10 protein-coding genes and 1 pseudogene are annotated in these 12,387 nt (G+C 58.2%); 6 read left to right on the top strand and 5 right to left on the bottom strand.

The annotated features are described in order from the left end of the window. A complete protein-coding gene (locus AC5S26_RS26245) occupies positions 1 to 1,221 on the top strand; it encodes an SGNH/GDSL hydrolase family protein (RefSeq protein WP_494187914.1) in 1,221 nt (406 codons plus the stop codon). Between the two features lie 41 nt (positions 1,222 to 1,262). On the opposite strand, the gene hisD is transcribed toward AC5S26_RS26245, so the two are convergent. The 3 genes from hisD to AC5S26_RS26230 form a co-directional block, all read right to left on the bottom strand. After that, positions 1,263 to 2,588: a histidinol dehydrogenase gene (gene hisD / locus AC5S26_RS26240; protein WP_494187913.1), complete on the bottom strand. Its 1,326-nt coding sequence runs from the start codon at positions 2,586 to 2,588 to the stop codon at positions 1,263 to 1,265. A gap of 66 nt (positions 2,589 to 2,654) precedes the next feature. Beyond that, positions 2,655 to 3,830: a glycoside hydrolase family 27 protein gene (locus tag AC5S26_RS26235; protein ID WP_494187912.1), complete on the bottom strand. Its 1,176-nt coding sequence runs from the start codon at positions 3,828 to 3,830 to the stop codon at positions 2,655 to 2,657. Positions 3,831 to 3,901: 71 nt separating this feature from the next. Beyond that, a complete protein-coding gene (locus AC5S26_RS26230) occupies positions 3,902 to 4,738 on the bottom strand; it encodes an HpcH/HpaI aldolase family protein (RefSeq protein WP_494187911.1) in 837 nt (278 codons plus the stop codon). Positions 4,739 to 4,989: 251 nt separating this feature from the next. On the opposite strand from AC5S26_RS26230, the gene AC5S26_RS26225 reads away from it, so the two are divergent. From AC5S26_RS26225 to AC5S26_RS26205, 5 genes and pseudogenes are all read left to right on the top strand, one after another. Next, positions 4,990 to 6,105, top strand: a complete 1,116-nt coding sequence (locus AC5S26_RS26225) for a sialidase family protein (protein ID WP_494187910.1) — start codon at positions 4,990 to 4,992, stop codon at positions 6,103 to 6,105. A gap of 56 nt (positions 6,106 to 6,161) precedes the next feature. Next, entirely contained in the window at positions 6,162 to 7,328 is a 1,167-nt protein-coding gene (locus tag AC5S26_RS26220) for a sialidase family protein (protein WP_494187909.1), read from the top strand. Positions 7,329 to 7,361: 33 nt separating this feature from the next. Beyond that, positions 7,362 to 7,976: pseudogene (locus AC5S26_RS26215) on the top strand (FG-GAP repeat domain-containing protein); the annotation flags it as partial. Then, positions 7,910 to 8,809 carry an FG-GAP repeat domain-containing protein gene (locus AC5S26_RS26210; protein WP_494187970.1) on the top strand — a complete coding sequence of 300 codons (900 nt, stop codon included), beginning with the start codon at positions 7,910 to 7,912 and terminating at the stop codon, positions 8,807 to 8,809. The pseudogene AC5S26_RS26215 and the gene AC5S26_RS26210, both read left to right, overlap by 67 nt. A gap of 15 nt (positions 8,810 to 8,824) precedes the next feature. Further along, a complete protein-coding gene (locus tag AC5S26_RS26205; RefSeq protein WP_494187908.1) occupies positions 8,825 to 10,240 on the top strand; it encodes an FG-GAP repeat domain-containing protein in 1,416 nt (471 codons plus the stop codon). A 22-nt stretch (positions 10,241 to 10,262) separates the two neighbouring features. Here the strand turns inward: AC5S26_RS26205 and AC5S26_RS26200 are convergent, their stop codons facing one another. Both AC5S26_RS26200 and AC5S26_RS26195 read right to left on the bottom strand, forming a co-directional pair. Continuing rightward, positions 10,263 to 11,249: a 3-hydroxyacyl-CoA dehydrogenase family protein gene (locus tag AC5S26_RS26200; protein WP_494187907.1), complete on the bottom strand. Its 987-nt coding sequence runs from the start codon at positions 11,247 to 11,249 to the stop codon at positions 10,263 to 10,265. A gap of 61 nt (positions 11,250 to 11,310) precedes the next feature. Continuing rightward, on the bottom strand, positions 11,311 to 12,369 hold the full coding sequence (locus AC5S26_RS26195; RefSeq protein WP_494187906.1) for a zinc-binding dehydrogenase: 1,059 nt from the start codon (positions 12,367 to 12,369) through the stop codon (positions 11,311 to 11,313). Between the last annotated feature and the right edge of the window lie 18 nt (positions 12,370 to 12,387).

Here is a 12,387-nt window from a genome sequence, read left to right as displayed (position 1 = left end):
ATGATGAAGAAACTGCTTTTTGCCTCGGCATATCTTCTATGTACGGCGGTAAGTATATCGGCTGCCACCGCTACACGAGATGTGTGGATCGGCAGTTGGGCTAACTCCCCCATGCTGACACAGCTGAAGGAAGGGACTGCGAACCGTACGTTTCGATCCGTTGCGCATCTGAGTCTTGGCGGCTCAGCCATTCGCGTCACGCTGACCAACCAGTCCGGCACAACCTTCTTGCGCATCGGTTCGGCACATGTAGCTCTTGCGGCGGGTGCAGGCAAGATAGAATCCGGCTCGGATCATCAACTCCTCTTCAACCATCAGCCCTCTGTAGCGATTCCAGCCGGCAGCTTCGTGCTCAGCGATCCGCTTCCCATAGCCGTAGCCGCATTCGCCGACCTCACCATCAGCGTCTATGTTCCCCAACAAATGGTGGATGCTCCAACCTGCCACCCATGGGGCTTATGGAAGACATATGTCACCGACGGCGATCAAAGTGGCGAGATAGAGCTGCGCGCGGCGAAGACTCAAATCTCTACATGCTTCCTGCAAAGTGTGGCAGTTCGCACGGAGGACAAAAACAGTGTGGCTGTCGTCACTCTGGGCGACTCAATCACAGATGGCGCGTACTCCACGATGGATACCAACCGCAGCTATCCCGATGTCCTCGCGAGGCGCCTGCACGCGAATAAAAAGACTGCTCATATTTCGGTGCTCAACGAAGGGACCTCTGGAGGACGTGTCCTGTACGATGGCCACGGACCTAGCGTTCTGTCACGTTTTGACAGCGACGTATTGGCCCAGCCAGGCGCTCGATACGTTATCTATTTGGAGGGCATAAACGATATCGGCCAAATCCTCAGACCGGAATCAATTGAGAGAGATCTGGTGGTGAACGAGTTGATCTTCGCCGCAACGCAACTTGTGACGCGAGCGCATCAGCATGGCGTGAAAGTCATCGGAGGCACAGTGCTGCCGTTCGGCGCAAAAGATACTCCAAAGACCCCCGAGTGGCTTCGCGTGCGCCAAGTCATCAATCAATACAACGACTGGGTGCGCAACGGTCACGCGTTTGATGCGATTGTCGACTTCAACAAGGTCACTGCCGATCCAGAGGCGCCCGATACTCTGCTTCCTGCCTTTGATCATGGCGACCACACGCATCCGAACGATGCTGGCTACAAAGCCATGGCTGATGCTATCCGCCTGGATGACTTTCTAAGATGAGGGCCCTGCAGCCGCCGTCACTAAGCTCGGTTTCCGTTCGACTATCTATTTGGGGGGTGCTGGTCTACGGCAGAGCCGTAAGGAATATCTCGGCTTCCGTAACGCCGCACACGCAGATTCGCTTGTTCGCCATGGCCGACGAAGCCCTCCAGCGCGCAAAGACGAGAGCAGTAAGCACCAATCAAAGATGATGCCTCATCGGTAGTGACTCGTTGATAGGTACATGTCTTCAGGAACTTGCCCACCCACAGGCCACCGGTATAACGCGCCGCCTTCTTTGTGGGAAGTGTGTGGTTGGTTCCGATCACCTTATCGCCAAAAGCGACGTTTGTGCGCGGTCCGAGAAATAATGCTCCAAAGTTTGTCAGGCGCTCGAAGAAGTAATCCGGATTCGCCGTAAGCACCTGGACGTGCTCAAAGGCGAGTTCGTTCGCAATCCTGACCATCTCGTCGTAGCTTTCAGCCACAATGACCTCCCCATGCTTCTGCCATGACTTACTGGCGATAGCTGCGGTCGGCAAAACTTTGAGTATGCGCTCGATCTCCGCGACTGTCCCCACGCCCAAGCGTTCAGAATTGGTGAGCAGCACCGCGGGGGAGTCAGGTCCATGTTCCGCTTGCCCGAGCAGATCAGTGGCGCACATTTCTGCATCGACAGACTCGTCGGCGATAACGAGTATCTCTGTGGGGCCAGCAAACAAGTCGATGCCGACGCGGCCGAAGAGTTGGCGTTTGGCCTCCGCGACGAACGCATTGCCCGGGCCAACCAGCATGTCGACCGGTGCGATACGATCCGTCCCCAAGGCCATAGCCCCGATTGCCTGAATCCCGCCAAGGCAGTAGATGTCCGTTGCTCCGGCCAGATGTTGTGCTGCAACGATCGCAGGCGCGGGCTTACCCTGGAACGGCGGAGCACAGGTGATGATGCGTGAAACACCCGCCACACGAGCCGTGATAACGGACATGTGCGCCGACGCGAGGAGCGGATACTTTCCACCGGGCACGTAACAGCCGGCCGAATTGACCGGTATGTTCTTGTGGCCGAGCACGACTCCCGGCAATGTCTCCACTTCAATGTCACGGATGGTGTCGCGTTGATGACGCGCGAAGTTTTCGACCTGCGCCTGAGCAAACTGGATGTCCTCGATTGCCTGATGTGGCAGTCGCGCGATGCATGCCCCAATCTCATCAGGCGACAGACGATAGTCGTCGCGATCCATTCCGTCGAAACGGACGGCAAGTTCACGGACGGCCTGATCACCGCGTTTCTCAATATCGCCAAGGATTGCTTCGACAGTGTCACGGACGTCGCTGGCTGCCGATTGGACGGCCTCCGGTTCTGCGCCGCGCTTGAGCCAGATTGCCATATTTCACCTCCGAGTGCGGTGTTCCGTCAACTTTGAGTTTGCCTTACCGTAGTTCCCTGCCGTCCCTTATCGTGTTAGCCGCAGCAGGATAGCGCCGTGTCCAGGAAGGTTGAAGGTTGTGGGCCCGGAGGGGACGTGCGTCTCGGTTCCTGCCCAAACATCACGCATCTTTGCGCGATTGAACCCCAGCTTGCCAAGATCGACGGTCGCCTTCATCGGTCCGGGATGCCGATTGAATATACCTATCGCTGCTCCTCCATCAGCCAGTGGGCGTTCCCAAATCTCGACGGGCCCTTCAGCCTTCACCCGATCGCCCTCTTTGCCAGCGCGGTCCTGGTCGATTGCGATTAAGTCCCGATTGGTCAGCAACGCCTTCGTGTCAGGCGTCATCTGCGTGAGGTCATTGGTCGCGATCAGGGGCGCTGCAAGAATGGCCCACAGACTCACCTGAGTGCGGTACTCTTCGGTGTTCATGCCACCGTTGCCTACTTCAAGCAGGTCGGGATCATTCCAGTGCCCGGGGCCGGCAAACTTCGCCAGACCGGCCTGGCCGAAGCCAATCTCTGCCATGCTCTTGTAGTTGTCAAATACATCCTGCGTCGTACGCCAGAGGTTGCCGCCGACACTCGCACCCCACTCCCATACGGCGTCGTTGCCGTACTGGCAGAGACTGAAGACTATCGGCCTTCCGGTCGCCAGCAGGGCTTTGTGCATTTTGATGTAGGAATCCACCATCAACTTGTTCGCTGCTTCGGCTGAGCCCAGGGTTTTCATCGGCACGCGCAGCCCACAGAGATCGTACTTTACGTAATCGATCCCCCAAGCGGCGTAGGTCTTTGCGTCCTGCTCTTCGTGTCCGTAACTTCCCTCATACTTCTCGCAGGTCTTCGGCCCAGGTGAAGAGTAGATACCGAGCTTCAGTCCCCTGCTGTGCACAAAGTCGGCCAACGCCTTCATGTCCGGGAATCGCGCGTTCGCGTGGATGTGGCCCTCGGCATCCCGCTCGCCTTCCCAAGTGTCGTCGATAGTCACATAGATGTAGCCCTCATCGCGCATGCCGGTGGAGACCAGCGCCTCGGTTTGAGCTCGCACTGCCGCGTCGTCGATCTTGCCGTGGTAGTGGAGCCAACTGTTCCATCCCATCGGTGGCGTGGCTGCCAACTGAGACTGGCCACTCGCCATCACCGTACCGGCCGCCCATGCTGCCGCAGCGCAGCACATTACGACAGTCTTCTTGATCATCTGCAAAACCTCCAGCTTCAACGCATCGCATGCGAAACGCAGAGTGACCTCTGCTAATATCGCTATCGGTTTTAGTAGGGCCGCACGAAACCTGCTGCGTCCTCAGATGAAGCCTCACCTGGCGCAGCGTCGGGACGGGCAACCTCGCGAAAACTCTCAAACGATTGTCGAAAGCCATTGACGAGTGCTCCATGGTCGCCGCCAGCCGTAAACATCCGCGCTCCCAGATCTACGACATGCTGTGCGGCGGCTGCCGAACCGCTGGTCGTTGCCCACCACTTTCCATGCCGTTGGCAGGCCTCGTTGACCTTTACCATCGCCTGCTCGATCAGTGGATGATCGAACTGCATGGGAACGCCATAGCTGAGAGAGAGGTCGCCTGGACCAATGAACAACATGTCATAGCCGGGTACTGCCGCAATGGCGTCGATCTGGTCGATAGCCTCCTTATCTTCAATCTGAAACGCCAAAAACGTCTCGCGGTTCGCATGTTCGAGATAAGGCAGGATCGGGTCGAGTCCGTAGTCGCAATCGGCACCGGCGCCATCCAGACCGCGTTTGCCGAGCGGTGGAAAGCGGCACCACTCCACCCACTGCCGCGCTTCCTCTGCAGACCGGACGTGAGGAATCATCAGCCCGTTCGCGCCGAACTCCAGCGCCTGCATGGGGCTGTGATACCCTGACTTTTCGATCCGCACCATCAGGTCGATTCCGGCTAGCCGGCATGCGCGCGATATTCCGTCCACGAGCTCGAGGCCGAAGTCGCGATGTTCGAGATCGAGCCATATGACGTCGTAGCCGATCGATCCGATGACCTCGGCCAGCCAGGGATCCCTGACGCGGCTCACTCCGGCAACGCGAACCAACTCTCCACTACGTAACAGCTTCAAAACTCGACTTGGCGTCAACGCATTCCCCCTTACAACGGCCGTCTGCCGCTCTTCGAAGAATACAGCGGGCCTGGTACGCCATTCCGGCCCCGGATTGGGTTAGCTGCCTCGCGTCCAATGTATTGGATTCCCATGCCGCGGGAACGCGTAACGAAGACGCCGATCGTCATACACTTTGGCTGACGATCCCAGAAATTTTTCGAGGATCTCGAAAGGGTTCCAGGCAGCGCGGGATATGTTAGCCAGCGAAGCCCTAACGAGGAGTGGCGATGAAGCATCATGCACGTAAGTTCTTCGGCCTGGCATTAGCAGTCCTGGTCGGAATCCTGAGCACCGCAACATCATGGGCGCAGATTACGCCACGCATCGAGAAGCGCGTGGTCGTGACCGTGGGCGCGGGCTACTTCCCGGTGCTAATCCGGCTCAAAACCGGTCGGCTGCTCGTCGTCTATCGCTCCAATGCTCCGCACATCAGTGTTAGGGGCGAGCTTTCAGTCTCATGGTCCGACAACGACGGCAAGACCTGGTCGTCCTCGCTTGTGGTTGCTTCCGGCGAAAACGATCATCGTAACCCGGCGATGGTGGAGCTGCCGAACGGTGATGTGCTGCTCGCCTACTGCATCATGGACGGCTACGATCCAACAGGCCGCAAGTTCATGCCTAGTGTGAAGGGCATCGATCCGCGATCCGCCAAACCTTTGTGGATGATTCGGTCACGCGACCACGGCGCCACCTGGAGCGCTCCCCAGGAGATCGCCGGCACTCGCTCTCTGGCCGACCAAGGCGAGATGCTGAACGTCTTCGGCAAGATGAGTGTCGTGCCCGATGGAGGCATCCTGCTGTCCGTCTACACTACGCCGAGGGATCATCACACTACCTTTGAGCGCATCCTTCACTCTAACGACTCCGGCCACACATGGAGCCTTCTCTCCACGCTTGGGAGAGATGTGAACGAGACGAGCATCCTGGCGCTGCCCGGAGACAGCGTGCTCGCGGCGATGCGCACGAACAAGGACCAGAAGTTGCTCATGACCCACTCCTTCGATGGTGGCAAGACGTGGGACACACCCGTCGCTGTCACCGCACCCAACGAGCATCCCGCCGATCTCATCCAGTTGCAGAACGGCGACCTGTTGTTGACTTCCGGCGAGCGGAACGCACCGCATGGAGCGGTGGCTATGCTGAGCCACGATGGAGGCAAGACGTGGGATCCCAAGACTCGCATGGTGCTGGCCGATGACGCTCCGCTGTTCGATTGCGGCTATCCCAGCTCCGTGCAACTTCCCGATGGGCGAATCGTCACGGTGTACTACAAGGTTATGGATGCAGCCACTGCACCTGCTAGCGCGAGCCTCAACGCCGTCATTTGGAGGCTTCCGAAATAACTGTCACTTATTACTCGCATTTCATTTGAATCTCCTCCGTGATAAAGGAGAAATTATTGAACAGGCGCAAATTCACTCGCAATGCGCTCCTGGCAGCCGGCGAGCTCACGCTGCGGAGCCCGTCCCACCAACTCTTCGCTGCATCGATATGGCCGCACCGGGACAAGAAGCTAACGGTTCACGTGGGCAAGACAGTCGAGATCACGCGCGCGAAAGAGCGCTGCTGGTTTCCATCGCTCTACCAGTTCGGGAACAAGGATCTCATCGTAGACATGTCCCTTCACGCCGACAGCACCCATCCTGAAGGCGGCTTCCGCGAGGCCTACTGCATCTCACACGACGGCGGCGCAACCTGGACCGAGCGATATCCGGTAAACACGTTCCGCGGCGTTTGGGCCGAAATTCCCCACCCCGACAATAGCGTCTGGACAATCTCCGCGCACACCATAGGCAACGAGAGCGATCAGGACTTCCTCTTCGAACGGACGCAGCTCTTCGACCATCGGACAAGTGACAATGGTTCCGGTATCAGGATGGACAAGCGTTTCGACATCAAGCTGCACATGTCCGCTCCCACCCAGGGACTCATGTTTACCGGCACTATTCTTCCCTCGCGAGACGGAGGGCTGTTGACCTGCGTCTACACCAGAATCCAGGCTGCACCCGAGTACTATCACGTCTCATGTGCCCACTCGAAAGAGAACGGCCTCACCTGGCGTGAAGGTACCGTCATCGCTTCCGTGCCTAACCAAGACCAGCCGCTCCCGGGCATGGGCAAAGATGGACCCTGCGAAGCCGGCATCGTGCGCCTTCGCGACGGACGACTCTTCGTCATCTATCGCACCGGCAGCGACGGCTACCTCGGCGTCGCATGGTCCTCCGACGAAGGCTGCACCTGGACGCCACCCTCTCTGATTCCGTACAAGGGAGTGATGCCTCGTGTGCGCCTGCTTAGCAACGGCATTCTCGCGTGCAGCACAGGGAGGCCCGGCCCAGTTACCATGCTGTTTAGTCTCGACGGCACCGGCAAGACGTGGTCGAACGCGACGCCCATCTTCTCCGACATGAGCACGCGCTACACGGAGTTCCTCGAACTTGCTCCTGGCAAGTTATTCGTCGTTTACGATAGCGTGCCCTACGGCTGGAAAGACATTCCGTCAACCGATGAAAAATCCCAGAACGTGATCTACGGAACCTACGTGGACGTCGAATTGCATAAGTAACCGGGGCTCAGTAGTCTTTAGCGAGGATGCACTATGAAGACCAGGGCAACCGCGGTCTGCCTGTTGGCTCTGTTGGCCGGCGCTTCGCTGACGGGGCAGGACAAAGACAAGGGTATTGTTCAGTCCGGCTTCGAGGCCTTCTCGCATGGGACCTTCGGCAACGGCGGAGAGAACCTCTACGTCTCCCGTTCCGGCACCCTTCAGACCGTTAATCAATGGGACATCAATCGTGACGGTTACAACGATGTGCTGCTTAGCAACGATCACGACATCGACGAAACAGTAGATGCCTTCGTCTACTGGAACCAAAGCAAAGGCTTCAGATCCCTGATGCCCGAGCTTTGGCAGCGTGGTCCACTCGCGCATGTGATCTTCGATCTGCAGGACAAGCAAAGCGGCATGACCCGCCTGCCCACCATGGGCGGCGGGCGCGCGGCTGTCGCAGACTTGAACAACGACGGCTATCAAGACATCGTTTTTTGCAACTACATCCACAACACACCGGGCAACCATAGTGCCTGCATCTATTGGAGCGGCCCCGATGGTTACAGGGCGAACCACAGGAACGAGCTGCCTACCAACTGGGCCTATGGGGTCGCAGCGGCAGACCTGAACGGCGACGGCTACCCCGATTTGGTCTTCGCCAACGAGGGCGCGGAAGCAGGCATCGAGAATCTCGCGCCGGACAAGGGACTCAGTTCCTATATCTACTGGGGGAGCGCAACCGGCTTCGATCCCGTGCGCCGTACACTGTTGCCTACCCACGGCGCGCGCGATATAGCCGTTGCGATATTGACCACGACGGATACCGAGACCTCGCCTTCATCAACAACAGCCCCTCGGGAAAGAGCGTGGAGGTGTTTCTCGGCAGTGCGAAGGGATACTCCGGTAAAGCGCTCGAGACGGTTCCACTGGAGAATGCAACTGCGATCCGCGCCGCCGACGTGAACGGCGACGGATTTGCCGATCTCCTGGTGGCGACCTCGACCACATTCTCAACTGCGCCCGGTGCGATCGGCAAACGGACAGGCAAGACTCAACACAACGTGTATGTCTTTCCCGGAAGCCGTGACGGCATCTCTCCCGAACGCAAGATTTCTCTACCCGCGCTGGAGCCGAATGACATCGTTGTCGGTGACTTCAACCGTGACGGCTTTGCCGATATAGCCATCGCCAACAACAGCGACGGTGTATCTTCGGTAGTGCCTTCCTATATCTATTGGGGATCAGGCGAAGGCTTCGACGCGAAGCGTCGCACGGAACTTCCCACGCTCAGCGCAACCGGAGTCGTCGCGGCGGACATTAACGACGATGGTTTTCCTGATTTGATCTTCTCAAACTACAACGACGGCAAAACCTACGATGTCCCTTCGTATATCTACTGGGGTAGCGCGACAGGCTATGCTCCTTACATGCGCTCTGAGATCCGGGGCTTTGGCGCAGTCAGCGTCATCGCCTCGGACCTGAATCGCGACAACTAGCCGGACATTGTGCTGGTGAACCAGAACAGCGGCGGCTTCGGCGGGAACGATACGAACGTCTTCTGGGGCAACCCGCATCACTACTACTCATCGGCTTCGATGGCCAGTATCCCAGGTTTTGGAAGCTATGGCACTACTGTCGCCGACTTCAACAACGATGGCTATGTCGACATGGTGCTGGACGGCTCCTATCACCACGGAACCTGGCTGTACTGGGGCGGCCCTCAGGGCTTCTCCGTTGACCATCGCATGACGTTACCCATCGACGTCGCTTATACAAGTGCAGCTGCCGACTTCAACCACGACGGCTACATCGACCTGGCATTCGGTGGCGTAGAGAATGGCAAACCAGTCGCCTATGTCCTGTGGGGCTCCGCCAATGGCTACTCGAAGGACAGAGTATCCATCCTGCCGGTTAAAGTAACCCGTAACGCAACCATTCGGATCGCCGACCTCAACCACGACGGCTACGTCGACCTGATCTTCACCGACAACTACTTTGGCGAGATGCAAATCTTTTGGGGCGGTCCCAACAAATATTCGGGGTCTCGGAGCTGGACCGTCGATCTCGGTATCGGCGGAGTGCTTCAGTTGGCCGATCTGAACGGCGACGGCAATCTCGACTTTGTCGTGACCGGTAGCTTCGACCCCAAACGCAAATCGCGCGACACCTTCAGCCGTGTTTACTGGGGCAAATCCGACGGGACGCCGTCACTCGAGAACCCGGTCGAACTGGAGGCCTACCAGGCCGAAGATTGCTCCATCGCCGATTTGAACCACGACGGCTATCTGGACCTCGTCTTCTCTAACTACATGTCCGACAGTACGCGGTCGCTTCCGATCTTTATCTACTGGGGTGGCAAGGACGGCTATAACAATGCGCGTCGTACGGACCTGCCGGCGGAGTCGTCCGCAGGTGTCCAAACGGTCGATCTCAACAGCGACGGCTATCCGGACATCATCGTCCACAATCACGTCAAAGACGGCCGCCATACGATCCCTTCCTACATCTACTGGAATAGCCCCGATGGCTTCGACCATGATCGCCGTACCGAACTACCCGGCTTCGGTCCTCACTTTACGCAGCAGGTCGATCCGGGAAATCTCTACACTCGAAAGATGGAAGAGGAATACATCTCCACTCCATTGGAGATACCGCCAGCAGCCCACTTAGGTCGTCTAGCGTGGACGGGAGAAGAGCAACACGGCTCGAAGTTAAAGTTCCAGGTCCGCAGCGCCCCCGACAAGCAATCCCTAAGGAAGGCGAAGTGGACCGGGCCGGACGGGCCAGGATCTTTCTACCTGCAAAGCGGCACAGTGCTGTCAGGAATCGAGGATCGCAGCCGGTGGATACAATACCGCATCCTGTTTACATCGCCCGACGCGGCCTCCTGGCCATCTCTCACGCAGGTCGCATTCGAGCCCAGATGAGGTCAGATCAGTCGGTGCTTCATCATACTTTCGCAACACCGCTCTTAACCATGGCTTCATCCATTCGCGAGCGCAAAGATTCAATTTCCCAAGCCTGGCGATGCAGCAGCTCGAGCCACGTCTTCCTCTGCTCTTCGGTTTCGCCGTAAAAGCCGGTGACTGTGGCATCGCTGCCAGCTGCAGTCGCCGCTCCATCGCGGTCTGCCTGCTCTCGCAGTGCGACAGGGACCTCCCGCCCGGATGCCAACTCCGGCATCACGCGCTGCATCGCCCGAGCATATAGAGCGGCTCCGCCGGTGATGTCGATCCAACGAAACGGACCACAGAAAGACGCCCATAGTCCCGCTGCATTGCGATACGAGCGGTCGATGGTCGCCGCGTCGGCAACTCCGCTCTCAAGCAGATGGAGCGCCTCGCGATACATCGCATATCCGAGACGATTGACGATGAAGCCGGGAAGATCACCGACGACGCTCGGCTCCTTGCCCAGAGTCTTCGAGAAGGCTTCCATGCCTTGGAGCACGACCGAGGAGGTCTGTTCGCCGCCGATCAACTCCAAAAAGCGAGTTGCGAAGGCAGGCTCAGCCCAATGCATACCCAGCACCCGTTCCGGGCGAGTAAGGCCGCGCTGCAGCTCCGTAATCGGAAGCGCCGACGTGTTGCTAGCGAGGGGAACTTCCGCGCCGACGATGCTCTCCAAATGCTGCAAAAGCTCACGCTTTACTGCGAGCTGTTCGGAGACGCTCTCGATCACAAGCCCGCACCCTGAGAACTCATTGAGCCCGGCGGCCCACTGAAAACGCCTGCGCCAGTCTGCGCAGGACGCTGATAATTCAGGCCGATGCTCCGCGATCTCCTTCATCACCTTCTGCAGGTACTGCAGCACCTCTTTCTGCGTGCCCAGTTCGCGGTCGTAAACGACGACCTCCAATTCATGAGCCAGCAGGCAGGCAGTAATGCCTCGCCCCAGCAGTCCGAGGCCAACCACTCCAACACGGCGAACTTCCATCTGCGTATCCTGATTCCCCATTTGTCTTCACTTCCAGAAAGTCCTTCGTGCGGCGTCTCTCTCACCAGAGAAAGACAGCAGCAGCCAGAGACTTATCATGCGCCAATGCCATCTCGTATCCGTCACGCATCGAATCTGCCGGTATACGATGCGAAATTACCGGGGCAAAGTTGAGCCGCCCGTCCGCCAGTCGAACCAGAATATCCTCCAGGCTGCGCCGCAGATTGAAACGAATCTCCTCCGGTGCGCACTCTACACGCGGAGCGAAGCCGGCACCGGCTATCGTAAGTTGCTTTCCATAGATCCAATGCGCATCGAGCGGGTTGAAGTTGGGATGCGGCTGGGCACGTCCGGGAAAGCCAAGCAGAGCAATGCGTCCCTCCCGCGCTGCGGCCTCTAACGCTGTACGGTATGCGTCCCAGCTATTGGCGGTCAGCACAATAACATCCGCGCCTCGTCCTGCAAACATACTCGAAGGATTCAGATTATCCGCATCCCATGTCTTATGAGCCTGCATGGCCTGCGCCAGTTCCATCCGTCGTGGATGATTGGCGATCGCCTCGACCTGGGCTCCCAGCGATGAAGCCAGCGCCACCGTGCAGAGCCCGATGACGCCCAGACCGATGACCAGGACGTTTTCCCCGGGCAGATAGTTCACCTTGCGCAAGGCTGCCGCGCCAAGATGTGTCAGATAGGTAAGCGATGCCTGTTCCGCGTCCACGCGGGGATCGATCTTGACCAATAGATCGCTCTCTTCAGCTACATAGCCTGAGCAATGCGGACGCGTGCTGAAGACCCGATCCCCCACGTCGAAGCGCGTAACGCCGGCTCCCAACTGCACTACGACACCAACGTTCGAGTATCCAACAGCGCGTGGATAGGAAGGCGCATTGGGCAGCTCTTCGGAGCGGCCGTCGTAGTTCGCCAGGTCTGTTCCTGTCGATAGAGCAGTGACCTGGGTTCGCACGAGGACCTGGTGGGAGCCAAGCTCTTCTACAAGATGCTCGTCGACGAGGCGTAGATCTCGTGCTCCATACAGAATCGCTTTGCGGATGGAGGAAAACTGCATAAGCGCGGAAGACATTGTCCTGATGTTCACCGTAGCGCGAAGACACGTCAAGAGAGAGCATGGCTCTCC

It is taken from the genome of Edaphobacter sp. FHG110511_03 (assembly GCF_059115365.1).
This window is presented reverse-complemented; position numbering and strand designations above follow the sequence as displayed.

Excerpts from the sequence above, each read along its gene's own strand:
- AC5S26_RS26245 (WP_494187914.1), top strand. The coding sequence starts at position 1 with ATGATGAAGAAACTGCTTTTTGCCTCGGCATATCTTCTATGTACGGCG.
- hisD (WP_494187913.1), bottom strand. The coding sequence starts at position 2,588 with ATGGCAATCTGGCTCAAGCGCGGCGCAGAACCGGAGGCCGTCCAATCG.
- AC5S26_RS26235 (WP_494187912.1), bottom strand. The coding sequence starts at position 3,830 with ATGATCAAGAAGACTGTCGTAATGTGCTGCGCTGCGGCAGCATGGGCG.
- AC5S26_RS26225 (WP_494187910.1), top strand. The coding sequence starts at position 4,990 with ATGAAGCATCATGCACGTAAGTTCTTCGGCCTGGCATTAGCAGTCCTG.
- AC5S26_RS26200 (WP_494187907.1), bottom strand. The coding sequence starts at position 11,249 with ATGGAAGTTCGCCGTGTTGGAGTGGTTGGCCTCGGACTGCTGGGGCGA.